The following is a 24,842-nucleotide window of genomic DNA, read 5'->3' on the forward strand; positions in this document are numbered from 1 at the left end:
GCCCCCGTCGGACACCGCACGCGTGCACGCACCCGCACCCGCACCACCCGATCGATCCGAGAAGGACCATGCGACGCCACAGCGCCCACCTGACCCACGACTCCGCCGTACTGCCCTGGCTCGGCGCCAACTTCTGGTCCCGTACCGGCGGCCCCCTGATGTGGCGCGACTACGACCCCAAGACGGTCCGCGAGGAACTTGAGGTGCTGCGCGAGCACGGTCTGACCATGACGCGCTCCTTCTTCTACTGGCCCGACTTCCACCCCGAGCCGCACCGCGTCGACGAGACCCTGTGCGAGCGTTTCGCGGACTTCCTCGACGCCCATACCGAGGCGGGCATGGGCACGGTTCCCACCTTCATCGTCGGCCACATGTCGGGCGAGAACTGGGACCCCGTCTGGCGCGGCGGACGGGACCTGTACGAGGACGTCTGGATGGTAGGCCGCCAGGCGTGGTTCGCCTCGCAGATGACCCGCCGCTTCAAGGACCACCCCGCGGTCACCGGCTGGCTCATCACCAACGAGATGCCCGGCTACGGCCGCGTCTACCAGGAGAACCCGCCCTCCTCCGACGTCGTCACGGCCTGGGCGCAGGCCATGTGCAACGCCGTCCGGGCCGCCGGCGGGACCCAGCCCGTCTCCCTCGGGGACGGCGCCTGGGGCATCGAGGTGACCGGCCGCGACAACGGTTTCTCGCTGCGGGACACCGCCGAGTACGTCGACTTCGTCGGCCCGCACGTCTACCGCTCGGACACCGACCGGCCCCGCCAGCACTACCGTGCCGCCTTCGAGTGCGAGCTGGCCTCGGTGACGGAACAGCCCGTCGTACTGGAGGAGTTCGGCCTCTCCACCGACACCGTGTCCGCCGAGAACGCCGGGATCTACTACCGGCAGACCCTGCACAACAGCCTGCTCGGCGGTGCCACGGGCTGGATCGCCTGGAACAACACCGACTACGACGACCTGTGGGACCGCTCGCCGTACGACCACCACCCCTTCGAGATGCACTTCGGCATCACGGACAGCGAGGGAGCGCCGAAGGCTCCGCTGCTCGAACTGGCTGCGTTCGCCCAGGTGTTGGAAGCCGTGGACTTTGCCCGCTGCCGACGGGCCGACACCGACGCCGCCCTGGTCGTGCCCGCGTTCCTGGAGCATGGATACCCCTACAGCAGGCCCGCCGACCGACCGCTGATCTTCACCTCGCTGCACCAGGCGTACGTCGCCGCACGCGTCGCGGACCTGCCCGCCGGACTGGTCCGCGAGGCCGACCACCTCCCCGGGCACGCCAAGCTCTACCTGCTGCCCGCCACCCGGCAGTTGACCGCCCGCACCCGGCGCGAACTGGCCCGGCGGGCGGCGGAGGGGGCGACGGTCTACCTGTCGTTCTGCTCCGGTGAGCATCCCGGCACGCGCGGGCCGTGGTTCGACGACCTCGACGGCCTGTTCGGGGTCGAGCTGCAACTGTCGTACGGGGTCGCCGAGCCCATCACCGACGATGTACTGGAGATGACCTTCACCGAGGACTTCGGACCGCTCACGGCGGGCGAGACCCTCACCTTCCCGGTGGCGGGCAACGAGGACAGCCGGGCCTATCTGCCGGTGGTCCCGCGCGACGCAAGGGTGGTCGCCGTGGACGGGCACGGCCGCCCCGCCCTGCTCGTGCGCGAGACCGGACAGGGACGCACGGTCCTGGCGACCTACCCGCTGGAACACATGGCCGCCCGCACCGCCCACGTCAATCCCGAGCAGACGCACCGTCTGTACGCGGCGCTCGCCGACCTCGCGGGCGCCGACCGCCCGGTCACCGTCGACAGCCCGTACGTGGGCGCCGACCTGCTCGTGCACGAGGACGGACGGCGCTTCGTGTGGCTGGTCAGCCAGTCCGCCGAGGAGCTGACCGTACGCCCGGAGGCGGTCGGCACCCTGCACGACGTGGCGTCCGGCGAGCAGGTGACGGACGTGCCGCTCGCCCCGTACGGGATCGCCGTCCTGGAGCTGACATGACCGGCCCGCTCCACCGGGACCCGGACGCGCCGGTCGAGGCCAGGGTGCGGGACCTGCTCGGCCGCATGACGCTCCAGGAGAAGGTGGGCCAGGTCAACCAGCGCCTCTACGGCTGGGACGCCTACGAGCGGACGTCGTCCGGTGCGTACCGGCTCACCGACGCCTTCCGGAGCGAGGTCGCCGCCCATGACGGCATGGGCGCGCTCTACGGGCTGCAGCGCGCGGATCCCTGGTCCGGGGTCGGGTTCGCGGACGGCATCACGGCGGCCGACGGCGCCCGTGTCTCGGACGACGTGCAGCGGCACGTCGTGGAGAACACCCGCCTGGGTGTCCCGGTGCTGTTCGTGGAGGAGGTACCGCACGGCCACCAGGCCCTCGACGGCACCCTCCTGCCGGTGAACCTCGGCGTGGGCGCCACCTGGGACCCCGCCCTGTACGAGGCCGCCGCCGAGGCCGCGGGCGCCGAACTGCGGTCCCGCGGGGGCCATGTGGCGCTCGTGTCGGCCCTCGACCTGGTGCGCGACCCGCGCTGGGGCCGCGCCGAGGAGTGCTTCGGCGAAGACCCGTTCCTGGCGGCCCGGTTCACGGAAGCGCTCGTACGCGGAATGCACAGGGTGGACACCGCGGTCGTCCTCAAGCATTTCGCCGGGCAGGGTGCCACGGTCGGCGGACGCAACAGCGCGGCCACCGAACTGGGACCGAGGGAACTCCACGAGATCCACCTCGCGGCAGCGCGCGCGGGCGTCCGGGCCGGCGCCGCCGGGGTGATGGCGGCGTACAACGAACTCGACGGGCTGCCCTGTGTCGCCAACCGGCCTCTGCTGACCGGGCTGCTGCGGGAGCGGTGGGGCTACGACGGGATCGTCATGGCGGACGGCGGCGCCATCGACCGTCTGGTCCGCCTCACCGGCGACCCGGTGGCCGCGGGGGCCATGGCCCTGTCGGCGGGCTGCGATCTGAGCCTGTGGGACGCCGGCTTCCCGCGGCTGGCCGAGGCCGTCACCCGTGGACTCGTTCCCGAGGCCGCACTCGACACCGCCGTCGCCCGGGTCCTCACGCTCAAGTTCCGGCTCGGCCTCTTCGAGCAGCCGTACACGTCAGGGCGGCCCACTCATGAAACGCCCCACCCCGTGCGGGAGTTGAGCGAGCGGATCGCCCGTGCCTCCGTCGTCCTGCTCGAACACGACGGAGACACCCTGCCGTTGGGCCCGGCCGCCCGGCGGATCGCCGTACTGGGGCCCAACGCCGACTCCGTACCGCACCAGATCGGGGACTACACCGCGCCCCAGCGCCCCGGGACCGGCGTCACCGTGCTGCGAGGCATCCGCGAGGCCGCCCCCGACGGTGTTGAGATCACCCATGCCGCCGGGTGCGCACTGACCGGTGCCGATCTGTCCGCGTTCCCCGAGGCGGTCGCCCTGGCCGCCGCGGCCGATGTGGCCGTGCTGGTGCTGGGCGGTTCCAGTGCCCGTGACGGCGGGACGGCCTTCGACAGCAACGGGGCCGCGCGGGTCGGTTCGGCCGCGCCGAGTGACATGACCTGCGGCGAGGGCGTCGATCTGGCCGAACTCTCACTGTCCACCGGTCAGTTGCGGCTCATCGACGCCGTGGCCGCTACGGGCACACCTGTCGTCGTGGTCCTGGTCCAGGGGCGCCCGCACGCGCTGCCGGACCTCTCCCGTACCGCGGGCGCCGTACTGAGCGCGTGGTACCCGGGACCGTGGGGCGGCCGGGCCGTCGCCGACGTCCTCTTCGGCCGGGCGGAACCCGAGGGACGGCTCCCCGTGTCGGTACCGCGCTCGGCGGCCCAGTTGCCCGTCTTCTACAACGGCAAGGACCACCGTTACCGGGGATACGTCGACCAACCGGCGTCCGCCCGCCACCCGTTCGGCCACGGACTGTCGTACACGACGGTGTCCTACGGGGTGCCGAGACTGTCGCATGCGTCCGTGCCGTCGGACGCGCCCGAGCTGACCTGTACGGTCGCCGTCACGAACACGGGCGACCGGCCGGTGTGCGAGACCGTGCAGTTGTATGTGCGGCGGATGTCGGGCGGCTCCTCGTGGCCCAGGACGAGAGAGCTTCGCGGGTTCGCACGGGTTCGGCTCGCCCCGGGACAGAGCACGGAAGCCGTGTTCGACATCGACGCGGACACGCTCGGTTCGGTGACGCGCAACCTCACCGTGGGTGTGGAGGCGGGCGAACTCCTGCTGGAGACCGGCCCGTCGTCCGACAGGACCAGTGGGACGCCCCTCACGGTTGAGCCCTGAGCCGACCGCACCCGCGGCGCGTGCACTATTCCACGCCGGCCGTGACATCGCCGTTGACGGTGGTGAGCGTCATACTGCGGTCCTCGTCCTCGTCGCCGGTGGGGACGGTGACCGAGGGGCGGCCGTTGTCGGTGGTCGCCGCGACGCGGTAGGCGGGGGCGTCGTGCGGCAGCATGACCCGGACCGAGCCGTTGGTGGTGAGGGCGCCGACGCCGTCCGGCGAGGTGGCGCAGTCGAGCGTCACATCGCCGTTCACCGTTTCGGCGTGCACGTCGTCGGCGCGCAGGGTGCCCGCGCGAACGGATCCGTTGCGGGTCTCCAGCCGGACGGCGGCGTCCTTCTTACCGGACCTGGTCACCGTGACATCGCCGTTGACGGTCGTGAGGTCCAGTGCGGCGAGGACACCGGCCACGTCGATACCGGCGTTGCGGGCGGAGACGGTGACGGACGTGCCCTCCGGGACGTCGACCTCGGGCATCCGGGCGCACTCCCGGCCGGATTCCTGGCCGGCCTCCTGACCGTCGGTGTCCTGCTTCGGGCACGACAGGTCGAGCACCCAGGTGTCGTCCCGGTGGGACCACTCGTGCCGGACGTGGCCTCCGACGCCGATCCGGTCGCCGTCGGCGGGGCGCAGCCGCACCCCGTTGTCGGTGGTGATCACCAGGTCGGCGCCCCGGGCCACGGCAGGTTGTGCCGCGGCTCCCCACGCGCCTTCGTCGTCGTTTCCGCCGTGGCCTCCGCCGCACGCCGCGACGAGGGGGACGACCGCCATCAGGGCGACCAGGCTCCGTGCGCGCGTCGTTGTCGTTGCGTCCATGCCCGGTCGGTTTCCCCCTGCCCGCGCATCCATGGCTCCTGGACACCTGGCGAATCGCGAGAACCGGTGCCGTACGCCTCAGGCCACCGCCTTGACGTCCGCTCCCGCCCGGTCCGCCTCCCCCACCAGGTGGCGGCGCCGGCCGGGCAGGCCGAGGGTCGGGTTGGCCACGCCCCAGACGGCGCCCTTGCAGACCAACTCCTTGTAGAGGGCGGCCAGTCGGCCGGTCAGGGTCGCGTCGACGGCTCGGTCGTCGGCGGTGACGTACTGGATCAGGCCCTCCTTGCGGCCCAGCGAGATGCACTGGTTGTAGTAGCGCACCGACGCGTTCGGGAGCTTTCCGCCGGTCAGGCGTGCCGCGATGGCGTCGGCGGCCTGCCACGCGGCGGGGGTGCCGGAGGCGCACGACATCCGCAGCGGCTTGTCGCCGGGTCCCATCGCCATGGCCGCGTCGCCGACGACGTACACGTCCGGGTGCGAGAGCGAGCGCATCGTGCTGTCGACCACGATCTGGCCGGTGCCGGTGGTCTCCAGGGTGGTGGCCCGCGCGATCGGGTGGACCGCGAAGCCGGTCGTCCACACGGTGACCGCGGCGGGGACGGCCGCCCCGTCCGCGGTCGTGACCCGGTCGGCCTCGACTCCGGTCACGGCGGCGTTCTCGTGCACGGTGATGCCGAGGTTGCCGACGACCTTGCGCAGGTGCTCGCGGCCCTTGTCCGAGAGCCAGTCACCGAGGCCGCCGCGGGCGACGAGGGCGACTGAGAGATCCGGGCGGGCCTCGGCCAGCTCCGTCGAGGCCTCCACACCGGTGAGACCGGCGCCGACGACGACCACGGGCCGGCCGGCCTCCAGGCCGGCCAGCCGCTCGCGCAGCCGGAGTGCTCCGGGCCTGCTCGCGATCTCGTGGGCGTGCTCGGCGGTACCGGCGACGCCCTGGTCGTTCCAGCCGCTGCCGAGGGCGTACACGAGGGTGTCGTACGGCAGTTGTTCGGGGCGTCCGCCGTGCGCATCGGCGACCGTGACCGTCTTGCGGTCGGCATCGACCCCGGTCACCTCGGCGATCCTCAGCTCGACGCCGGTGCCCTCGAACATCTCGCTCAAGGGGCGCGGGGTGAGGTCCTGGCCGACCGCGAGCTGGTGCATCCGGACCCGTTCGACGAAGTCGGGCTCGGCGTTGACGAGGGTGATGGCGACCTCGTCACGGTGCAGCCGCCTGGCGAGGCGGCCGGCCGCGATGGCTCCGGTGTATCCGGCGCCGAGAACGACGATGCGATGCTGCATGACGGTGACTCCTGTCTGGGCGGGTCCGGCCCGTGTCGAGCGCGGTTACGGCCCTTGAACCGGACAGCACGCCGATTCCTGACAGGAACACCTGTGAAGCAGCTCACACCGGCGTCAGAAGGCGTTGAACAGCGGTTCCCCGTGGTCGGCCGCCGCCCACACCTCGGCCGCGCGTTCCAGCTTGTCGGGGTTGGCCTGGCTGCGGAACGCGGCGATGCCCTCGGCGGTGACCTCCAGGCACGTGACGCCGACGACCCTTCCCTCGACGACGGCGACGACGGCGAGGCCGCCGTTGGCGGTCGTCAGGTGTATCCCGGCCGACCCGCCGAGCAGAGCGCGCTTGGCCGGCGCCGGCTTGAACAGACCCCGCATGAACTTCGCGACCGCGAGGGCGCCCGCAACCGGTGTGGTCCGGGCCGGGATCTTCCCGCCGCCGTCGCCGATCGACACGGCGTCGGCGGTGAGCAGCCGCACGAGGGGCTCGGTCTTCCCCGTGGTGGCGGCCGACAGGAACTCCTCGACGATCCGCCGCGCGGCGGCCCCGTCGATCTCGGCACGGGCCCTGCCGTCGGTGATGTGCCGCTTGGCCCGGTGGAAGATCTGCTGGCAGGCCGCCTCGGTGACGCCGAGGATCTCGGCGATCTCCCGGTGCGGGTAGTCGAAGGCCTCCCGCAGCACGTACACGGCCCGCTCGTTGGGAGACAGCCGCTCCATGAGGGTCAGGACCGCGTACGAGAGCGACTCGCGCTGCTCGGCGGTGCCCGCGGGGCCGAGCATCGGGTCCCCGTCGAGCAGCGGCTCGGGAAGCCACTGCCCGACGTACCGTTCACGCCGTGCGCGGGCCGAGGTGAGCTGGTTGAGGCACAGGTTGGTGAGCACCTTCGTCAACCAGGCCTCCAGGACCTCGATACGCCCGGTGTCGGCGGCCTGCCACCGCAGGAACGTCTCCTGTACGACGTCCTCGGCCTCGCTCGCCGAGCCCAGGAGGCGGTAGGCGATGGCCTCCAGACGAGGCCTCAGCGTCTCGAACCGGTCCACGTCTTCCACGGTCAGCGGCATGACCCGGATCCTAACCGGCTTGCTCCTGCGCGGTGCCGGCCTCCCCCGTGGTGAACCAGACCGTGGCATCCGGGGGCACATGGGCCGTCACCGGCTCGGAGGCGGCCAGGACACGCGCCGCGGGAGGCAGCGGGACGGGCTGCGCGCCGAGGTTGGCGACGACTTCGACGGAGCCGTTGGCGAGGTGCAGGACGTCGTCGTTTCCGGGGCGCGGGGCGTCGTCTCTTCCGGGGTGCGGGGCGTCGTCGGGAGGGGTCACCCACTTGAGGGTCCCCTCCCCCAGCCGGTACCGGCGGCGCAGGTCCAGCAGGGTGCGGTACAGCTCCAGCGTCGACCCCGGACGGCCGCGCTGTGCGGCCACGGCGTACGGACCGTAGTCGGGCGGCTGGGGCAGCCAGGTGTCGGAGCCGGTGCCGGTGCCGAAACCGAAGGCAGGCCCCTCCTCGGTCCACGGCAGGGGCACCCGGCAGCCGTCGCGTCCCCGGATGCGGTGTCCGGACCGTTCCCACACCGGGTCCTGGCGTGCCTCGTCCGGCAGGTCGGTCGCCTCGGGCAGGCCCAGTTCCTCGCCCTGGTACAGATAGGCGGATCCGGGCAGTGCCAGCATGAGCGCGGTGGCCGCTCGCGCCCGGCGCAGTCCCAGCGGGCGGTCGGGCTGCGGGTCGTCGGCGCCCACGCCGTGTTCCAGCTCGACCTGTCCGTCGTACCCGAAGCGGCTCGCGTGCCGCATCACGTCGTGGTTGGACAGCACCCAGGTGGTCGGCGCGCCGACGGCGTCGTTGGCCGTCAGCGACTCGGTGATGACGTCCCGCAGCGGGGCCGCCTGCCAGGGCGTTTCCAGGAAGCGGAAGTTGAAGGCCTGGTGCATCTCGTCGGCGCGGATGATCCGCGCGGCGCGCTCCGGTGGCAGCCATGCCTCGGCGCACAGGATGCGCCGGCCGTCGTAGGTGTCCAGCAGCCGGCGCCAGTTCCGGAAGATCTCGTGGATGCCCTCCTGGTCCCACATCGGAGGCATCACGCCGTCGACGGGCTCGATCACCCCGTGGGTCGGCCGGGGCCAGTCGGGCAGACCGGGAGCCTTCACGAGGGCGTCGCACACGTCGACGCGGAAGCCGTCGACCTCGCGGTCGAGCCAGAACCGGAGCGTCCGCTCGAAGTCCTCCCGCACCGCGGGGTTGTCCCAGTTCCAGTCGGGCTGGGAGGGGTCGAACAGATGCAGATACCACTGCCCCGGATTTCCGTCGGCCTCGGTGACCCTGGTCCAGGCGGCGCCTTCGAACATCGACGTCCAGTCGTTGGGCGGCAGGGAGCCGTCCGGTCCGCGGCCGTCGCGGAAGTGGAACAGGGCCCGCTCTTCGCTGCCGGGGGCGGCGGCCAGCGCGGCACGGAACGCGATGTGCTCCGAGGAGCAGTGATTGGGCACGAGGTCGACGATGACTCGGATGCCCAGCTCATGGGCGCGTGCCAGGAGTTCGTCGAAGTCGGCGAGTGTGCCGTACCGCGGGTCCACCGCGCGGTAGTCGGCCACGTCGTAGCCGCCGTCGCGCTGCGGCGAGGGGTAGAAGGGGGACAGCCACAGGGCGTCGACACCGAGGTCCGCCAGGTGGTCGAGCCGTCCGGTGATGCCCGGCAGGTCACCGGTACCGTCGCCGTCGCCGTCGGCGAACGAGCGCGGGTAGATCTGGTAGATGACGGCGGTCCGCCACCAGTCGTCGTCGGCCGCGCCGGACAGCGGGCCGGCCTGGGCGGCTGCGGGAGTGGAGTCTGCTGTGGTCATAGCAGCGGGGTCTCCTGTGCGTAGATGTCGGGCCGGCGGTCGCCGAGCAGGTCGTTGTGCGGGGAGATCGCCTTGTCGCGGGACAGGTGGAGGAAGAGGTCGGCCACGGCCCGCTGGTCCGAGGCGCTCGAAGCACTCGGAGCGCTCGGAGCGCTCGAAGTGGTGGGACCGGTGGCGGCGGAGGTGAGCCAGCCGAACTGGTCGATGACCGCCGTGCCCTGCGTCCACTGCTGCCCGCGCTCGACGCCGCTGCGGTCCGCGCACGCGATGAAGACACCGTTGGCGCGTGCTGCGGACTGGGCCTGGATGATCTCCGCCGGATACTGGCCCGCCGGATGCCCGACGAGCGGCCAGTTGGTCGGAACGGCTATCAGGTCGGCGCCGGCGAGGGCGAGCCGACGGGGCATCTCCGCGAACTCCAGGTCGTAGCAGATCAGTACACCGATGCGGCCGTGTGCCGTGTCGACCACCGGAGGCGTCCGGTCACCGGGCGTGAAGAACAGCGTCTCCCTGTCCCACAGGTGTGTCTTGCGGTAGACGGCCCGCACACCGCTCGCGTCGACCACGGCGGCACTGTTGTACAGCGTGTCGTCCGCGGCCTGGCAAAAGCCCAGGACGACGACACTCTGCGAACCGGCGAGCACCGCGCTCAGGTCGGAGAAGAAGGGGTCCTCGACGGTGATCGCCGTGGTCCGGGCCTCCTCGGCGGTCTCGAAGACGTAACCGGAGGTGACCAGTTCGGGCAGCACGACGATGTCGGCCCCGTCGGCGAGGGCACGCCGGACGGCGTCCAGGGCCAGCCCCTTGTTGTGGATCAGATCGCCGACCCGTGGCGCCAGCTGCTCGCACACGACACGGGTCACCCCGGTCTGCGCGGACGACGAACGGCTGCCGGTCATTTCACCGCTCCTTCCGTGAGGCCGCTGATCAGACGCCGCTGCAGGACCGTGTACGCCAGCAGCACCGGAAGGGCTACGAGGACGGCGGCAGCGGCGGTGACCGCGGGGTCGCTGGAGCGGGCGGCCCCGGAGAAGAAGGACAGCGCCAGCGGAACGGTCTGCACGGCCGCGTTGTCGGGGACGAGGATGAGGGCCAGCAGGAACTCGTTCCAGGTGAACAGGAAGAGCACCGTGCCCAGGGTCGTGAGGGCGGGCCCGGCGATGGGCAGCACCACCAGTCGCAGGGTCTGGAACCTGCTGGTGCCGTCGATGCGCGCCGCTTCGAGCAGTTCCTGCGGGACCGAGGCGAAGAACGTACGCATCCAGAGCACCCCGAGCGGGACCGACAGGGCGATCTGCGGAAGGATCAGCGCCCAGTAGGTGTCGATGAGGTTCCAGCCCGCGAGCAGTTCGTAGAGGGGCAGCACGGTGACCTCGTACGGGAGGACGAGGCCGAGCAGGAGAAGGCCCAGGATGACCTTGCCGCCGGGGACGCGCATGGTGGCCAGCGCGTAGCCCGCCAGGCTCGCGAGGATCACGGTGACCACGACGACGGTGACGGACACCAGCGCGCTCGACAGCAGGGCGGAGCCGAAGCGGCCCTGGGTCCAGGCCGCCGAGTAGCTGGACAGGGACAGTCCGCCGGAGGAGCCGTCGAAGGAGGAGACCACGATCGACACCAGCGGGAAGACGGCGACGACGGACGCGAGGACGAGCAGGGCGTGCGTGGTGACGCTCTCGGTACGGGCGATCCTCATGGCTGCACCTTCCTGGCCGGCCGGGCGGGACCGCGTCGTAGGGGGCCGCGACCGGTGCCGTCGCGTTCCCGCAGGAGGAGCTGTACGGCGACCACGACGGCGAGGATGACCACGGTGAGGACGATGGCCAGGGCGGATGCGCGGCCGAGCATGCGGTTCTGGAACGCGTCCTGGTAGACGTACAGGCTCGGGACGGTCGTCGAGGTGCCGGGTCCGCCGCGGGTGGTGTTCCAGATGAGGTCGAAGTTGCGCAGGGCGAAGGTGACCGTGAGGATCAGCGCGATCGAGATCTGCGGGCGCAGGGCGGGCAGGGTGATGGAGAAGAACTCCCGTACCGCTCCGGCGCCGTCCAGCCGGGCCGCCTCGTAGGTCGACCGGTCGATGGCGACGATGCCGCTGAGGAAGAGCACCATGCACAGGCCGTACTCGACCCAGGTGCCGACCACGCCGATCGAGGGCAGCGCGGTGTCGAAGTTCCCCAGCCAGCTCGTCGTGAAGCGACCCAGGCCCACGGCCCGCAGCAATGCGTTGACCGGGCCGTCCTCGGCGAGGAGGTTCCGCCAGGCGACGGCGACGACGACGCTGGAGAGGATCTGCGGCACGAAGAGCAGCGCCCGGAACAGCGTCAGGCCGTACACCCGGATACGGGACATGGCTCCGGCGAGGAGCAGGCCGACGGCCACCGGCAGGGCGGCGTAGAAGAACAGCAGGACCAGTGAGTGCAGCAGGGCCGCGCGCAGGTCCGGGTCGGTGAACACGGCCGTGTAGTTGCCGAGGCCGACCGGCGTGCCCTCCGTCAGGCCGTCGTACGCGTAGAACGAGTACCAGACCGAGATGCCGATGGGGTACAGGACGAAGACGGCGAAGAAGGCCAGGGCCGGTGCCACGTACAGCAGCGAGGACCAGGAGAGGGAGGTCAGGTGGCGGCGCGGTCGGCTGATCCGGCGTATGCCGGTCGGCGGGGGCGCGGTGTCGCGTTCCCGCGCGGGGGCGACGGTGCTCACTTGGACTCCCTCGCCTTCTGCCAGGAGTCCTGGACGGCCTTGGTGAAGGCGGCGCTGCTCGTGCGGCCTGCCATGACCTCCTGGAGCTTGCCGCCCATCACGGAGAGCATGTCGGTGGCGCTCCAGTCGTAGTAGCCGACCTGGGTGCCCGCGGCGATCGTGCGTTTCAGCACGTCGAGGGTCTGGCTCTGCAGGCTGTTCGCGCCCTTGACGCCGTCGGTGACGACGGGCAGGCGGCCGGTGTCGAGGATCTCCTGACCGGCTTCGGGGGTGTGCAGGGCCGCGAGGAAGGCGACGGCGGCGGGGGTGACCTTGGAAGAGGCGGCGATGTGCCACGGCGAGGCGGTGGCTCCGGCGCCGCCGGTGGTGAGCGCGCCGAAGCCGAACTTCTCGGGGTCGAGCTTGGCGCCGTTCCAGGAGCCGCCGACGAAGAAGGCGCCCGAGCCCTTGGCGAACCGGGCGATGGCGTCCTCGTTGCTGAGGCCGTCGTAGCCGGAGCCGAAGTAGCCCTTCTTCGCCCAGTCGGCCATGGTGTCGGCCGCCTTCTCGTTGCCGGAGGTGGCGAAGGTCGTGCCCGCCTTGCCGCCGATCCAGTCGCTGATGGAGGCGGGGCTCTGCTCGGTGACCGCGAGGTCGGAGAAGATGTGGGTGGCGGCGTACTGGTCGCTGTTGCCCAGCATGACGGGCTGCTTGCCGGCCTTCTCGACGACCGGCAGGTCCTTCTCCAGGTCGCTCAGGGACTGCGGCGGTTCCAGGTCAAGGGATTTAAGCAGGGCCTTGTTGTAGTAGATGCCCTGCACCTCGCTGATCGGGGACATCCCGTAGAGGTTCCCGTCGCCGAACGCGGTGCCCGCGCTGTTCCAGCGGGCCGGTGCCAGGGTGCTCGCACCGGTGCCCGTGAGCCAGCCGTAGGTCGCTGCCACGTCGTCGAGGGGGCGTACCAGCTTGGCCTTGACCAGGGCGCCGTCGACGGCGTAGCCGATGTTGCCCTGGAACAGGTCGGGCGGGGTGCTGCCGGAGGCGGCGTTGACGACGGTGGCGACGAGGTCGTCGAAGCTCTTGTAGGTGATGTCGACGGTGACGTTCGGGTACTTCTTCTCGAAGGCCGGGACGACCGACTTCATCAGCGGCTTCTCCGCCTGGTCCGCCCACATCCGCAGGGTGACGTCACCGAGGGCGGCGACCTGCCCGGTGGTGACGGGCTCGGTGATGAAGGACTGCGTCCCGGCGGTGGCGGACTTCCCCGCGCCGGGCGCACTGCACCCGGCGCAGGCGAGGACCGCGGCGAGCGCGACGGCCGCGGCCGTACCCCAGGCGCGACGGGGCGCGCCCGCTGTCCCGCCCGCTCTCTCACGGAGTACGTGACGACGTACCTCACGACGTACGGATTTCATCCGGTGCACCGTTCCTGTGTGGGCCTGTGCAGACCCGTGTGGACCTGTGTGGGAGAGGGTCAGCCCGCGTAGGAACGCAGGCGGAGGGTGGCCGTGGCCTGGTGGGCGGTCATGCCCTCGCTGGCGGAGATGACCTCCACCGCTTCGGCGAGCGACGGCGTGGCCTCACGGGTGATGCGCTGGTACGTGAGCGGCTTCAGGTAGCGGGAGACGGAGAGACCGGCACTGTGCTTGGCACCGCCGGCGGTCGGGAGGGTGTGGTTCGTGCCGGCCATCCCCTTGTCCGAGTACGCGACCGTGCTCCAGTGGCCGAGGAACAGGGAGCCGTAGTTGCGCAGCGTGTCGTGGTACCAGTCGTCCTCGGCCGTGTGCACCTCCAGGTGCTCCGGGGCGAGTTCGTCCATGACCGCGACCGCGTCCTCCTTGCTGTCCACGAGGATCACGGAGCCGAAGTCGTGCCAGGCGGGTCCGCAGATGTCCCGGGTGGACAGGGTGGGCAGCTGGCGCTCGACGGCGGCGAGCACGTCGCGGCCGAGCTTCTCGGAGGTCGTGACCAGGGCGGCCGGTGAGTTGGGGCCGTGCTCCGCCTGGCCGAGCAGGTCCGCCGCGACGGCTTCGGCGTCGGCCGTGCCGTCGGCGATGACGGCGACCTCGGAGGGCCCCGCGAGGAGGTCGATGGCGACCGTGCCGAACAGCTGGCGCTTGGCCTCGGCCACATAGGCGTTCCCGGCGCCGACGAGCATGTCGACGGGCGGGCGGCCCAGCAGCCCGAAGGCCATGGCCGCGAGTGCCTGGACTCCGCCGACGACGAAGAGGTGGTCGATGCCGGAGAGGTGGGCGGCGTAGGTGACGGCGTCGTTGGCGCGTCCGTCCGGCTGGGGCGGGGTGCATCCGACCACCGTGGGTACGCCCGCGACCTTGGCCACGCCCACGGTCATGAAGGCGCTGGCGGTGAGCGGGAAGCGGCCGGCGGGGAGGTAGGCCCCGACGGCGGAGACCGGTACGTACCGCTGGCCGACCACCAGGCCGGGGGCGATCTCCTCCTCGAAGTCCGCGAGGTGGTCGCGCTGGAGGGCGGCGAAGCGCTGGGTGCGCTCCGCGCCGAGCTCGATCGCCGCCCGCAGATCCTTCGGCAGGCGGTCGCCGCTGCGGGATATCTCCGTCGCGTCCAGCTCGATCGCGCCGTCGGGCTGGCCGTCGAGGGTGCGTGCGTAACGACGGACGGCGTCGAGGCCGTCGCGCTCGATGTCGGACAGCATGCGGCTGACCGTCTCGATCACCTCGGGGTCGCGCTGGGCGGGCGGAGCGTCGACCGCTGGAGCCTTGAGCAGGGTGAACCGGTCGGCGAAGGCAGCGGTGAAGCGGGAGCTCAATTTCATACTGCTGAGCCTGAAGGACGGTTTGCCCCGGGACAACCTCGAATTGTCCTCGCCAACCCATAGGGCGACCCTATGGCAGAGTGGGCGGCATGCCTCCTTCGTCCACTCCGGCGATCACCCTCAACCAGCTGCGCGCCTTCCTGGCCGCCACCCGGCTGGGCACGTTCTCCGCCGCCGCGGCCGAGCTGCGCACGACACAGCCCTCGGTCTCGGAACTGATCAAACGCATGGAGGACCACTACCGGGTGCCGCTGTTCACCCGCGGGGCGCGCCGGCTCGTCCTGACCGCGGCGGGCGAGGAGCTGCTGCCCTACGCCGAGCAGGCGGCGGAGGCGGCCGAGGGCGCCGACCGGGCACTGCGCTCCCTGACCTCGCTCGACGGCGGAGTGGCCACCTTCGGTCTGCTGCGCAACGCCGACTACTACCTCCTGTCGGACCTGCTGGAGACGTTCCACGCCCGGCATCCCCGGGTACGGCTGCGGATCGTGGGCCTGAACTCGGTGGAGGTCGCCGAGGCCGTCACCGCGGGCGATCTGGAGGCCGGTCTGGTCGTCCTCCCCATCGACGCCGAGGGCCTCGACATCACGCCTCTCATGCGGGACGAGGTCGTCTACGCCTCGGCGGACCCGGAGCGCACCGCCCGGCCCGTGACCATGACCGACCTCGCGGAGGCGCCGCTGATCCTGTACGACGCCCACTACGGCTGGCGCGATCCCACGCGGCGCCAGCTGGCCGAGCGCGCCCAGGTGGAGGGTGTCACCCTGTCCCCGGTGGTCGAGGTCGAGCAGGTCGACTCCGCGTTGCACCTGGTCGCCCGGGGCGCGGGAGACACCATCGTGTCCCGGGCGGTCGCGGGCAGCCGGACGTTCCCGGAGAACCTGCACACCGTCGGTTTCGCCGAGCCGCTGTACGACACCATCGCCGTGGTACGGCGGCAGGGAGCGGTCCTGTCACCCGCCACCCGGGAGCTCGCCCGCCTGGCCCGCCGCATGCTGCTGGAGCACTGACCTGGACAGCGGCCTGGACATCGACCGCGCCCACGGGGCAGGGGTGTTGCGTATCGGGTGCGCGCGGCGGTGCGCTGTCCCTTGCTCCGGTCGGCCCGGTGTGCGCCCCCGCGAGGTCACCGTGCCATGGGGCTCCGGGCCGCCGCGGGGACCCCGGCGGAGGAGGCCGACTGTGTCCCCGCGTCGGCGGAGCCGCCGTCGCCGGGCGGCCTCGGCCCTTACGCGGCCAGCGTCTCGTCCTCCTGCGCCGCGCCCTCCCGGGTGGCGCGGTACTTCTCGATCAGCAGGTCGGCCGTACGCAGCGCCTCCTCGGCGGTGCGCGAGGCGGTCATGACGCACAGCGTGTAGGTGACGTCCTCCAGAGCGCGGCTGGTACGGCCGGTGGGGCGCACGTCGTGCTCGATCCGCACCTCGGCGAACTGGGCCAGGACCGTACGCAGTTCCTTCTCCGCCGGCACCATCATGGTGATTCCTCTCCCACACACAGCACAGCTCGCACGTGGGCAGATGCCACCGCGAGAACCCGGACTTCCTCAGTGGCGTCTTTGTCACTGGGCGACACCGCTCACGGTGTCGGGTACACCCCCTGGTGCCCCGTCGTGGCGGGTCCATACCTGCACATGCCCCACATCCACCACACGGCTCCGCGCCCGGGCGCGCGCGTCGAGGCGGACCGGCTCAGTGCTCGCCTCCTTCGCCCGGCAAGGTGCCCGTGCGCGCCACACCGGCGTACCACCGCGCGCTGGCCTTGGGGATGCGCCTGCCGGTCGGATAGTCGACGTAGACGGCGCCGAAGCGCTTGCTGTAGCCGTAGCCCCACTCGAAGTTGTCCAGCAGGGACCACAGGAAGTAGCCCCGCACGTCGACGCCGTCCTTGATCGCCCGGTGCACCGCGGACAGATGGCCGCGGAGGTAGGCGATGCGCTCGGGGTCGACCACCTCGCCCGCCGGGTTCACGTAGTCGTCGAAGGCCGCCCCGTTCTCCGTGATCATCAAGGGCATGGCGGGAAAGTCCGCCTTGAGGCGCAGCAGCAGGTCGTACAGGCCGCTGGGGTCGACCGCCCAGCCCATCGCGGTGGTGCTGCCCTCCGGGCGGTGGAAGGCGACCTCGGCCCCCGGCCAGGGGCTGTGCTCGCTCTGCCCGTGCCCGTCGGAGCCGTGGCTGGCCTCACCCGTGGCGGCGGAGACGACGGTGGGCGTGTAGTAGTTGACGCCCAGGAAGTCCAGCGGCTGGTGGATCGCGGCGAGGTCACCGTCCTGTACGAAGGACCAGTCGGTGAGGCCGGCCGTGTCCTGGAGGAGGTCCTGCGGGTACCGGCCCTCCAGTTGCGGGCCCGTGAAGACACGGTTGGCCAGCGCGTCGATCCGGCGGGCCGCGTCCACGTCCTCGGCGGCCTCGGTCAGCGCCCGGACATGGTGGATGTTGAGCGTGATGGAGGCTCGCGCGTAGGACGGCAGTTCGGCCCGCAGTGCCTGAACGGCCTTGCCGTGGGCGAGGTTCAGGTGGTGCGCCGCGCGCAGGGCCGCGACCGGGTCAGTGCGTCCGGGGGCGTGCACTCCGGAGCCGTAGCCGAGGAAGGCGCTGCACCAGGGTTCGTTGAGGGTGGTCCAGGTCTTCACCCGGTCCCCCAGCGCACGGGCCGCCAGGGTCGCGTAGTCGGCGAACCGGTCGGCGGTGACGCGCTCGGGCCAGCCGCCCGCGTCCTCCAGTTCCTGCGGCAGGTCCCAGTGGTAGAGGGTGACGACCGGTTCGATGCCCTTCTCCAGCAGGGCGTCGGTCAGGGCGCGGTAGAAGTCGAGGCCCTTCTGGACGGCCGGGCCGCGGCCGGTGGGCTGCACCCGCGACCACGACAGGGAGAACCGGTAGGCGCTCACCCCGAGGTCGGCCATGATCTCGACGTCCTCGCGCCAGCGGTGGTAGTGGTCGGTGGCCACGTCACCGGTGTCGCCGTTGCGGACCCTGCCGGGCGTGTGCGAGTAGGTGTCCCAGATCGAGGGGGTGCGTCCGTCCGCGGTGGCGGCGCCCTCGATCTGGTAGGCGGCGGTCGCCGTGCCCCAGGTGAAATTCTGCGGGAACCGGACGGTGGTGGAGTTTTCCGGGGTGGGCGCGACACGTCGGGTAACGGTGGTCACGTGAGTCCTTCCAGATGTGCTGCGGGACGGGAGGGGCGAGGTGGGGTGGTACGGGGTGGCGGGAGCCGGCGGGCCGCGGCACGAGGGGGACGGCGGGTCGGTCATCCCTTGACCGCGCCCTGCATGATCCCGCCGACGATCTGACGGCCGAAGACGATGAACATGACGAGCAGGGGCAGCGTGCCGAGCAGGGCGCCCGCCATGATCAGCGACTGGTCGCGCACGTACCCCGCGCTCAGCTGGGTGAGGGCGACCGGCACCGTCGGATTCGACATGTCGAGCACGATGAACGGCCAGAAGAAGTCGTTCCAGGCGTGCACGAACGTGATCATGAACAGGACGGCCATGGGAGCCCGGGCGATCGGCAGCACGATGCTCCAGAAGATGCGCAGGGAGTGCGCGCCGTCCACCCGCCCGGCCTCCACGAGTTCGTCGGGCAGCGCCTCGCTCAGGTACTGCCGCATGAAGAACACCCCGACGGCACTGACGAGCGTGGGGAAGATGACGGCGGGCAACTGCTGGCCCCAGCCCAGCTCGGTCATCATCATGAACAGTGGTACGACGCCGAGTTGGGGCGGCACCATCATCGTGCCGATCACGAGCATCAGCAGGATGTTGCGGCCCTTGAAGCGGAGTTTGGCGAACGCGAAACCGGCGAGGGTGGCGAACAGGACCGTCGACAGGGCGATCACACCGGCCACGATCATGCTGTTGAGCATGGCCTTGCCCAGCGCGGCGTCCTGCCAGGCCTTGCCGAGGTTCTCCAGCAGGTGGGGTCCCGGCAGGAACGGCGGGGGCGTCTGGGTGACGCGCGTGTTGTCGGTCGAGGCCGCCACCATCGTCCAGTAGAGCGGGAAGAGGGAGAAGAGCGCCGCGATCGCCAGCAGGATGTAGGCGACGGGGCCCGCGTGGTGCTGACGTCCGGCCCCCGGGTGCCGGAACAGCTGCCGGCTCCGGCCGCCGGTCGGGGCGTTCTTCCGTGTCTTCTTCTGTACGGTCCCGGGGCGTGCGTCCGCCGTCTCGACCGGGATGCTGTCTGTGGTCATGGGGATCTCCCGGTCAGGCCCTGCGCGCCAGGACGCGCTTGACGACTCGTTGGACGACGAAGAGGACGATGAGCAGCAGGAACATCGCCCAGGCGACCGTGGCGGCCCGGCCCATCTGGTAGTTCTTCCAGCCCTCCTCGTACAGCAGCAGTCCCAGCGTCTGGTACTGGTTGTCCGCTCCCCCGGTGATGCCGTTCGGGCCCTGGCCGAAGATCAGGGGTTCACCGAAGAGCTGGGTGGCGCCGATCGTGGACAGGACGATGGTGAACACGATGGTGGAACGGATACCCGGGACCGTGACCTTGAGGAACTGCTGCCATCGCGAAGCGCCGTCGATGGCCGCGGCCTCGTAGCGGTCGCGCGGGATCGCCTGCATCGCCGCGAGGTAGAGCAGGGCGTTGTAGCCGGTCCAGCGCCAGATGACGATCGTGGAGATGGCCGTCTGCGCGGCCCACTTGTTGTTCTCGAAGTCGATGTTGTCGATGCCGACCAGGCTCAGCATCCAGTTGATCATGCCGAAGTCGCGTTCGAAGAGCATCGTGAACACGAGGGCCGCGGCGCCCACCGAGGTGGCGTACGGGGTGAGGGCGGCGACGCGGAAGAACGTCGAGCCGCGCAGCTGGTAGTTGAGCAGGTGCGCGAGACCGAGCGCCATCATCAGCTGCGGCACGGTCGACAGGACGCCGATGGTGAACGTGTTGAGCAGCGCGTTCCAGAAGCGGTCGTCCTCCCACAGAGCCGTGTAGTTGTCGAAGCCGACCCACTCCATGACGTTCAGGGTCGACAGTTCGACGCGGTGCAGCGAGATCCACGAGGTGTAGACGAGCGGGTAGAAGCTGAAGGCGGCGAAGACGACGAAGAACGGGGCGACGAAGGCGTACGGGGCGCCGCGCACGTCGAGGCGGTGCAGCAGCGTACTGCGGCGCTCGGCGCCGGAACCGGTCCCGTCCGGCGCGGCGGTGCCGGGCGCACCGTCTGGGGGTGTGGAGGTGGAGATGGCCACCGGAAGGCGTCCTTCCTGGAGGGTGGGAGCTTGGGGGTGACGAGGGGCGGGCAGGGGCCCGGCGGCCCGCACGGGCCGTGCGCGGGACGCCGGGCGACTGCCACGGAAGCGGCGGCGGTCGGTGGGTCGTGAGCTGAGGGCCACAGACCGTGAGCCGTACGGGCCGCAGGCCGTGTGCCGTGCGGGCCGTGGGCGATGGAAGCCCAGGTCAGCCGGCGGCCTTCTCGATGCGCTTGTCCGTGGTCTTCCACGCCTCGTTCGGGCTCTTGTTCTGCGCCTCGATCAAGGTCAGACCCTGCGAGAAGATGTCCTTGATCGTGCCGTCCTTGCGGCCGAGCACCTGCTCGTCGGGGATCTCCTTGGCCGCTTCACCAAAGATCTGCCCGATGGGCGCGCCGGCGAAGTAGTCGGACTTGGCGTCGACCACTTCGGGCATCTCCAGCGCGGTCTGCGAGGAGGGGAAGTTGCCGATCTCCTTGAACAGGTAGGCCTGCTGCTCGGGGGCGGTCAGCCAGGCCACGAGGTCCTGCGCCTCCTTCTTGACCGGGCTCTTCTCCATCACCCCGAGGAAGGACCCGCCCCAGTTGGCGCCCTTGGGTGCCTTGGCCACGTCCCACTTGCCCTTGTTCTTCGGTCCGGCCTTCTCACTGATGTGCGCGAGCATCCACGCCGGGCAGACGGTGGAGGCGAAGGTGCTGTTGGCCAGGCCGGGGTCCCAGCCGGGCTGGAACTGGCGGAGCTTGGCGGTCAGATCGGACGTGGCCGCCTCGGAGGCCAGCTTCCACGCGTCCTTCACGACAGGGTTCGTCTCGTAGATGAGCTTGCCCTGCTTGTCGTAGAACTGCTGGGAGTTGCCGTAGATCATGGCGTTGAACAGCCCGCTGGAGCTGTCCATGAAGGCGACCTTGTCGTCCTTGGACCCGGCCTTGAACTTCTTGCCCGCCGCGACGTACTTCGACCAGTCGCCCTCCCACAGCTTGGCGACCTCCTCGCGGTCGGTGGGCAGACCGGCCTGCTCGAACAGGTCCTTGCGGTAACAGACCGCCATCGGGCCGATGTCGGTCCCCAGGCCGATGACCTTCTTGTCCGCGGTGGTCACCTGGCGCTGCTTCCACGGCAGGAAGTGGTCCGTGCCGGCCGCGCCGGCCAGGTCGACGAACTTGTCCTTCTGCGTGTCGGACAGCTCCTTGGCCCTACCAATTTCTATGCCCTGGATGTCCTTCAGCCCGCTGCCTGCCGCCAAGTGGGTCTGCAGGGCGGTGTAGTACGTCTGCTCGTCACCCGCTACGTCCGCCTTGATGACGACGTCCGGGTGCTCCTTCATGTACTTGTCGAGCAGCCCGGTCTCCTTGTAGCCCATGACGCCGAACAGCCCCATGGTGATGGTGGTCTTGCCGTCCTTCTTCCCTCCGCCCGTCCCCCCGCTGTCACTGCCTCCGCAGCCCACGACCAGGCCGAGAGCCGACACAACCGATACGGCGGCCACGGCTCGTGTACGCGACTTCCTTCGGACCTTGCCCATTTCGTCCTCCTAGCGGCGGCGCTGACGCACCGGAGTTCGAGCCCCACGGTCCGCTCCGTAGGCCCGATTTGTCCGGTGGGTACGTTCCCAAACTACGATGGGAACGTGCCCACTCGGTGGCCCAGAGCGTGGCCGCCGTCACAGGGTCCTGTCAAGAAGTAGAAACCACTTCGTTTCCGGAAGATGTCGTGGCGCCCTGCCCGGACCCTTCGGGCGCTCTTCGCGGGTCTGGCACAATGCGCAGGTGACAGCCGTTCGGGCGGCGCGCGGGCGAGGAGGCGGCATGCGGGGCAGACAGCGTCCGACCATCAAGACCGTGGCCGCGCGCGCCGGTGTCGGACGCACCACGGTTTCACGAGTCATCAACGGCTCGGAGCTCGTCAGCGAGAAGGCCAGGGCTGCCGTGCTGGCCGCCATCGCCGAGCTGAACTACGTCCCGAACTCGGTCGCCAGGGGCCTGGTGACGAGCCGGACGAACTCCGTGGCCCTGGTGATTCCCGAGTCCGAGAGCAGGCTGGGCTCGGAGCCGTACTTCTCGGCGGTCATCCGCGGGGTCAGCACCGCTCTCGCGAAGACCCGCACACAGCTCCAACTCGTCCTCGTACGCGACCAGGCGGAGCGGGACCAGCTCACCGAGTCGGTGGCGGAGCGCCGTGTCGACGGGGTGCTCCTGGTCTCGGTGCACGAGCACGACCCGCTGCCGGGCCTGCTGGAGGACATGGGGCTGCCCACGGTGCTCGCCGGGCGCCGCTCCCCCGCCGAGTCGCTCAGCCATGTGCACTCCGACAACGCGGGCGGAGCCGCGACGGCCGTCGGCCATCTGCTCGCACAGGGGCGGCGGACGATCGCCACGATCAGCGGCCCCCTCGACATGGACGTGGCACGCAGCCGGCTCCAGGGGTGGCGCGAGGCCCTTGAGAAGGGCGGACACGAAGCAACGGAGCGGCTTGTGTCCTCCGGCGACTTCACCGAGGAGGGCGGCGGGGCCGCGATGCGTTCACTCCTTGAACAAGTCCCCGCGCTGGACGCCGTGTTCGTCGCCTCGGACGTGATGGCCGCGGGGGCGCTGGTGGAGTTGCGCAGGCAGCGGCGCCGTGTCCCCGAGGACGTGGCGGTGGTCGGCTTCGACGACTCCATCATCGCCCGGCACACCAACCCGCCCCTCACCAGCGTGCGTCAGCCCGTCGAGGAGATCGGCGAGACGATCGCCCGCATCCTCCTGGAGGAGATCGGCAACCCCGAGGAGCCGCGCAGGCACGTCGTGCTCCCCACGGAACTCGTCGTACGCGAATCGTCCTGAGTCAGGGGTAGTACAGCGCCGCCTTCTCCAGCACGTGACGCGTGAACATCCCGCCCCACACGACCCCGCCCGCGTACATGGTGACCCGGGCGGCCCCGGGCGCCGACGTCTCCACCGTGAGGGGTCGCGCGATCAGGGACGTACCGAGGATCCGGGCGTCCTCGGCGGCCCAGCGCGCCGCGGACCGCTGAACGCTGCCGCTGACCAGGGCGGGCAGGACCCTCGTCGCGTCGCGTGCGCCGGGCAGACCGCCGCGGAGGCCTTTCACGTGGGTCAGGGCCCACCCCGTGAACTCGGCGAGCGCGGTGCTGTCGACGGTGGGAACGGCGGCGGCGAGGACGAACAGTTCCACCCTGGTGCCGAACCACCGGACCTTGCGGTCCGACCTGCTGCCGATCAGCACCCGGTGATCGTCCCGGTCGGTCGCGGTCACTGCGCATCCGTCGGCCGCCAGCCGCTCACGCAGTGCCTCAAGACAGGCGCCGGGCGCGGCGGCCGACGGGACTCCGTCGGTTCGCTGGTGCGTCATGCGTGGATCCTCCCCGACCGGTGGGGGCCGGGGAAGACCGCTACCGCTGCGACAACTGGCCGGCGTCGCGGCCCGGACGCCCGTGTCCGGCCTGCTCGACGAGAGACGCGGCGGCACTCCCCCACTCGGGATGTGCGAACGCGAACCCGGCCGCGCCGAGCCGGCCCGGCACCACCCGACGGCTCTTGAGCAGCAGTTCCGTGTCCGAGCGCAGCGCGAACGCCCCCAGTTCGGCCATCCGGCGTGTCGCCGGCAGCCCCACCGGGACACGCCACGCGGTGCGCAGCGCCCGCATGAAGTCGCGGTGCGGAAGGGGCTCGGGCGAGGCGAGGTTCACCGGTCCCTCGATGTCGTCCCGGTCGATCAGGAACTCCACCGCGCGCACGAAGTCCTCGTCATGGATCCAGGAGACGTACTGCGCGCCGCCCGCCACCGGCCCGCCCAGTCCGAGTCGCACGAGCCGCGACAGTACGTCGAAGACGCCGCCCCGGTCCGGACTCATGACCATCGCCGAGCGCAGCGCCACCTTGCGGGTCGCGGGAGTAGGCGCCTCGGCCTGCGCCCGCTCCCAGTTCTTCGCGATCTCGACGCTGTACGCCCAGTAGTCCGGCACCCCGGTCTCCGAACCGCCGATCACCCCGGTCGCCTCGTCGTGTGCCGCGTCGACACTGTGGGCGTAGACCGTCGCCGTACTCATCTGCAACCAGACGCGAGGTGGTCGCGCGGCGGCGGCGATCGCCTCGCCGACCACGCGCGCCGAGTCCACCCGGGAGTCCATCATGGCCCGCAGGTTCTCCTCGGTGTAACGGCAGGAGACGCTGCGTCCGGCCAGGTTGACGACGACGTCGCAGCCGTCGATCGCCTCGGCCCAGGGTCCGAGTGTGGTCCCGTCCCAGCGGATGTCGTGTGCCCTCGACGGGCTCCGGGTCACCACCGTGACCTCGTGGCCTGCCGCTGTCAGCGCACGGTCGAGAATCGCGCCCACCTGTCCGGTTCCCCCGGGCAGCACTACCTTCATCGAACCCCCTCGGCTTCGTTCGAGGACAGCGTATCGCTCATTTTTGAACATGTTCAACTACGGGTCGATCGGGATGCGGTCCACCGACAGCCCCACGACCTACGTGTTCGCGATCGCCGGCGCCTTCGACCTGGCGGGTGACAGGGGCCGGCTCACGGTGGACCTTGAGGACAGCGGCGGGTGAACGACGCTGCGGCGGTGCACTACCGGGGCGCGGTCGACCACGCCACCGCGACGCTCCGGATGACGACGAAGACCAGACAGGGTCTGGACGAGGTGCGCGAGAAACTGGGCGACGACGTGCCCGTGTACGCGGATGTGTGGGTCGACGGGAAGGGGCGCGCCGTCCAGGTCCGGCTGTCCTACTTCGGCGGCATGAAGGCCGTGACGACGATGACGCTGTCGGACTTCGGGACGCCGGTGAAGGCCGAGGCGCCCTCGGCCGAGGAGGTCGTCCCCGTGACGGCGGGCGAGGACGTCCTGCTGGCCTGAGCGGGGCGCGGACGCGGCGGTGAGCGACGGGCGCCGTTGCCGCACCCTGCAGCGGCGCCGACCACACACTCCCGTAGGAGCACCCCGAGGACGGTCGGCACCCCGCGTACGG

General features: G+C 70.9%; 22 protein-coding genes. 6 read left to right on the forward strand and 16 right to left on the reverse strand.

Annotation, left to right across the window (positions count from 1 at the left end):
• The first annotated feature begins 68 nt into the window (after nt 1-68).
• Both ACH4DZ_RS30910 and ACH4DZ_RS30915 read left to right on the forward strand, forming a co-directional pair.
• Nucleotides 69-2,003, forward strand: a complete 1,935-nt coding sequence (locus ACH4DZ_RS30910; RefSeq protein ID WP_398290694.1) for a cellulase family glycosylhydrolase — start codon at nt 69-71, stop codon at nt 2,001-2,003.
• Complete coding sequence (locus tag ACH4DZ_RS30915) at nt 2,000-4,273, forward strand: glycoside hydrolase family 3 N-terminal domain-containing protein (RefSeq protein ID WP_398290695.1); 2,274 nt, start codon at nt 2,000-2,002, stop codon at nt 4,271-4,273. Before ACH4DZ_RS30910 ends, ACH4DZ_RS30915 begins: the two co-directional genes overlap by 4 nt.
• Before the next feature lie 25 nt (nt 4,274-4,298).
• Here the strand turns inward: ACH4DZ_RS30915 and ACH4DZ_RS30920 are convergent, their stop codons facing one another.
• The 9 genes from ACH4DZ_RS30920 to hisD all read right to left on the reverse strand — a co-directional run bounded on the left by ACH4DZ_RS30920 (nt 4,299) and on the right by hisD (nt 14,680).
• Complete coding sequence (locus ACH4DZ_RS30920; RefSeq protein ID WP_398290696.1) at nt 4,299-5,090, reverse strand: DUF4097 family beta strand repeat-containing protein; 792 nt, start codon at nt 5,088-5,090, stop codon at nt 4,299-4,301.
• Between the two features lie 78 nt (nt 5,091-5,168).
• Nucleotides 5,169-6,371 carry an NAD(P)/FAD-dependent oxidoreductase gene (locus ACH4DZ_RS30925; protein WP_398290697.1) on the reverse strand — a complete coding sequence of 401 codons (1,203 nt, stop codon included), beginning with the start codon at nt 6,369-6,371 and terminating at the stop codon, nt 5,169-5,171.
• A gap of 114 nt (nt 6,372-6,485) precedes the next feature.
• The gene (locus ACH4DZ_RS30930) at nt 6,486-7,430 is read right to left on the reverse strand and encodes an RNA polymerase sigma-70 factor (RefSeq protein WP_398290698.1); all 945 of its coding nucleotides are present in this window, start codon (nt 7,428-7,430) and stop codon (nt 6,486-6,488) included.
• Nucleotides 7,431-7,440: 10 nt separating this feature from the next.
• Nucleotides 7,441-9,207, reverse strand: a complete 1,767-nt coding sequence (locus tag ACH4DZ_RS30935; protein WP_398290699.1) for an alpha-amylase family glycosyl hydrolase — start codon at nt 9,205-9,207, stop codon at nt 7,441-7,443.
• Nucleotides 9,204-10,106, reverse strand: coding sequence for a nitrilase-related carbon-nitrogen hydrolase (locus tag ACH4DZ_RS30940; RefSeq protein WP_398290700.1), 903 nt, complete (start codon nt 10,104-10,106; stop codon nt 9,204-9,206). The genes ACH4DZ_RS30935 and ACH4DZ_RS30940 overlap by 4 nt, the downstream gene beginning before the upstream one ends.
• Nucleotides 10,103-10,903, reverse strand: coding sequence for a carbohydrate ABC transporter permease (locus ACH4DZ_RS30945; protein WP_398290701.1), 801 nt, complete (start codon nt 10,901-10,903; stop codon nt 10,103-10,105). Before ACH4DZ_RS30945 ends, ACH4DZ_RS30940 begins: the two co-directional genes overlap by 4 nt.
• Nucleotides 10,900-11,907, reverse strand: a complete 1,008-nt coding sequence (locus ACH4DZ_RS30950; protein WP_398290702.1) for a carbohydrate ABC transporter permease — start codon at nt 11,905-11,907, stop codon at nt 10,900-10,902. The genes ACH4DZ_RS30945 and ACH4DZ_RS30950 overlap by 4 nt, the downstream gene beginning before the upstream one ends.
• Nucleotides 11,904-13,301 (reverse strand): ABC transporter substrate-binding protein, encoded by a 1,398-nt coding sequence (locus ACH4DZ_RS30955; RefSeq protein ID WP_398290703.1) that lies wholly within the window; start codon nt 13,299-13,301, stop codon nt 11,904-11,906. Before ACH4DZ_RS30955 ends, ACH4DZ_RS30950 begins: the two co-directional genes overlap by 4 nt.
• A gap of 59 nt (nt 13,302-13,360) precedes the next feature.
• On the reverse strand, nt 13,361-14,680 hold the full coding sequence (hisD, locus tag ACH4DZ_RS30960; protein WP_398290704.1) for a histidinol dehydrogenase: 1,320 nt from the start codon (nt 14,678-14,680) through the stop codon (nt 13,361-13,363).
• 89 nt (nt 14,681-14,769) lie between these two features.
• Here hisD and ACH4DZ_RS30965 point away from each other — a divergent pair, with 89 nt between their 5' ends.
• Complete coding sequence (locus tag ACH4DZ_RS30965) at nt 14,770-15,687, forward strand: LysR family transcriptional regulator (protein ID WP_398290705.1); 918 nt, start codon at nt 14,770-14,772, stop codon at nt 15,685-15,687.
• A 218-nt stretch (nt 15,688-15,905) separates the two neighbouring features.
• On the opposite strand, the gene ACH4DZ_RS30970 is transcribed toward ACH4DZ_RS30965, so the two are convergent.
• From ACH4DZ_RS30970 to ACH4DZ_RS30990, 5 genes are all read right to left on the reverse strand, one after another.
• On the reverse strand, nt 15,906-16,151 hold the full coding sequence (locus ACH4DZ_RS30970; RefSeq protein ID WP_398290706.1) for a DUF5133 domain-containing protein: 246 nt from the start codon (nt 16,149-16,151) through the stop codon (nt 15,906-15,908).
• A 214-nt stretch (nt 16,152-16,365) separates the two neighbouring features.
• Complete coding sequence (locus tag ACH4DZ_RS30975) at nt 16,366-17,820, reverse strand: GH1 family beta-glucosidase (protein WP_398290707.1); 1,455 nt, start codon at nt 17,818-17,820, stop codon at nt 16,366-16,368.
• A gap of 101 nt (nt 17,821-17,921) precedes the next feature.
• Nucleotides 17,922-18,866 (reverse strand): carbohydrate ABC transporter permease, encoded by a 945-nt coding sequence (locus ACH4DZ_RS30980; RefSeq protein WP_398290708.1) that lies wholly within the window; start codon nt 18,864-18,866, stop codon nt 17,922-17,924.
• A 13-nt stretch (nt 18,867-18,879) separates the two neighbouring features.
• The gene (locus tag ACH4DZ_RS30985) at nt 18,880-19,869 is read right to left on the reverse strand and encodes a carbohydrate ABC transporter permease (RefSeq protein WP_398290709.1); all 990 of its coding nucleotides are present in this window, start codon (nt 19,867-19,869) and stop codon (nt 18,880-18,882) included.
• A 208-nt stretch (nt 19,870-20,077) separates the two neighbouring features.
• Complete coding sequence (locus ACH4DZ_RS30990) at nt 20,078-21,391, reverse strand: extracellular solute-binding protein (RefSeq protein WP_398290710.1); 1,314 nt, start codon at nt 21,389-21,391, stop codon at nt 20,078-20,080.
• 283 nt (nt 21,392-21,674) lie between these two features.
• On the opposite strand from ACH4DZ_RS30990, the gene ACH4DZ_RS30995 reads away from it, so the two are divergent.
• On the forward strand, nt 21,675-22,691 hold the full coding sequence (locus ACH4DZ_RS30995; RefSeq protein WP_398290711.1) for a LacI family DNA-binding transcriptional regulator: 1,017 nt from the start codon (nt 21,675-21,677) through the stop codon (nt 22,689-22,691).
• 1 nt (nt 22,692) lies between these two features.
• Here ACH4DZ_RS30995 and ACH4DZ_RS31000 read toward each other — a convergent pair whose 3' ends face one another.
• Both ACH4DZ_RS31000 and ACH4DZ_RS31005 read right to left on the reverse strand, forming a co-directional pair.
• The gene (locus ACH4DZ_RS31000; RefSeq protein ID WP_398290712.1) at nt 22,693-23,220 is read right to left on the reverse strand and encodes a hypothetical protein; all 528 of its coding nucleotides are present in this window, start codon (nt 23,218-23,220) and stop codon (nt 22,693-22,695) included.
• Nucleotides 23,221-23,260: 40 nt separating this feature from the next.
• Nucleotides 23,261-24,238 (reverse strand): TIGR01777 family oxidoreductase, encoded by a 978-nt coding sequence (locus tag ACH4DZ_RS31005; protein ID WP_398290713.1) that lies wholly within the window; start codon nt 24,236-24,238, stop codon nt 23,261-23,263.
• Between the two features lie 43 nt (nt 24,239-24,281).
• Between ACH4DZ_RS31005 and ACH4DZ_RS31010 the strand changes: the two genes are divergently transcribed.
• Nucleotides 24,282-24,422 carry a hypothetical protein gene (locus ACH4DZ_RS31010; protein ID WP_398290714.1) on the forward strand — a complete coding sequence of 47 codons (141 nt, stop codon included), beginning with the start codon at nt 24,282-24,284 and terminating at the stop codon, nt 24,420-24,422.
• Nucleotides 24,419-24,730: a hypothetical protein gene (locus tag ACH4DZ_RS31015; protein WP_398290715.1), complete on the forward strand. Its 312-nt coding sequence runs from the start codon at nt 24,419-24,421 to the stop codon at nt 24,728-24,730. Before ACH4DZ_RS31010 ends, ACH4DZ_RS31015 begins: the two co-directional genes overlap by 4 nt.
• Nucleotides 24,731-24,842: the final 112 nt, after the last annotated feature.

The organism is Streptomyces sp. NPDC017991 (assembly GCF_044328075.1).
GTDB lineage: Bacteria > Actinomycetota > Actinomycetes > Streptomycetales > Streptomycetaceae > Streptomyces.

Excerpts from the sequence above, each read along its gene's own strand:
- ACH4DZ_RS30930 (WP_398290698.1), bottom strand. The coding sequence starts at position 7,430 with ATGCCGCTGACCGTGGAAGACGTGGACCGGTTCGAGACGCTGAGGCCT.
- ACH4DZ_RS30990 (WP_398290710.1), bottom strand. The coding sequence starts at position 21,391 with ATGGGCAAGGTCCGAAGGAAGTCGCGTACACGAGCCGTGGCCGCCGTA.
- ACH4DZ_RS30945 (WP_398290701.1), bottom strand. The coding sequence starts at position 10,903 with ATGAGGATCGCCCGTACCGAGAGCGTCACCACGCACGCCCTGCTCGTC.
- ACH4DZ_RS30970 (WP_398290706.1), bottom strand. The coding sequence starts at position 16,151 with ATGATGGTGCCGGCGGAGAAGGAACTGCGTACGGTCCTGGCCCAGTTC.
- ACH4DZ_RS30965 (WP_398290705.1), top strand. The coding sequence starts at position 14,770 with ATGCCTCCTTCGTCCACTCCGGCGATCACCCTCAACCAGCTGCGCGCC.
- ACH4DZ_RS31005 (WP_398290713.1), bottom strand. The coding sequence starts at position 24,238 with ATGAAGGTAGTGCTGCCCGGGGGAACCGGACAGGTGGGCGCGATTCTC.
- ACH4DZ_RS30910 (WP_398290694.1), top strand. The coding sequence starts at position 69 with ATGCGACGCCACAGCGCCCACCTGACCCACGACTCCGCCGTACTGCCC.
- ACH4DZ_RS30925 (WP_398290697.1), bottom strand. The coding sequence starts at position 6,371 with ATGCAGCATCGCATCGTCGTTCTCGGCGCCGGATACACCGGAGCCATC.
- ACH4DZ_RS30940 (WP_398290700.1), bottom strand. The coding sequence starts at position 10,106 with ATGACCGGCAGCCGTTCGTCGTCCGCGCAGACCGGGGTGACCCGTGTC.
- hisD (WP_398290704.1), bottom strand. The coding sequence starts at position 14,680 with ATGAAATTGAGCTCCCGCTTCACCGCTGCCTTCGCCGACCGGTTCACC.
- ACH4DZ_RS30935 (WP_398290699.1), bottom strand. The coding sequence starts at position 9,207 with ATGACCACAGCAGACTCCACTCCCGCAGCCGCCCAGGCCGGCCCGCTG.
- ACH4DZ_RS30955 (WP_398290703.1), bottom strand. The coding sequence starts at position 13,301 with ATGAAATCCGTACGTCGTGAGGTACGTCGTCACGTACTCCGTGAGAGA.
- ACH4DZ_RS30915 (WP_398290695.1), top strand. The coding sequence starts at position 2,000 with ATGACCGGCCCGCTCCACCGGGACCCGGACGCGCCGGTCGAGGCCAGG.
- ACH4DZ_RS30995 (WP_398290711.1), top strand. The coding sequence starts at position 21,675 with ATGCGGGGCAGACAGCGTCCGACCATCAAGACCGTGGCCGCGCGCGCC.
- ACH4DZ_RS30920 (WP_398290696.1), bottom strand. The coding sequence starts at position 5,090 with ATGGACGCAACGACAACGACGCGCGCACGGAGCCTGGTCGCCCTGATG.
- ACH4DZ_RS30980 (WP_398290708.1), bottom strand. The coding sequence starts at position 18,866 with ATGACCACAGACAGCATCCCGGTCGAGACGGCGGACGCACGCCCCGGG.
- ACH4DZ_RS31000 (WP_398290712.1), bottom strand. The coding sequence starts at position 23,220 with ATGACGCACCAGCGAACCGACGGAGTCCCGTCGGCCGCCGCGCCCGGC.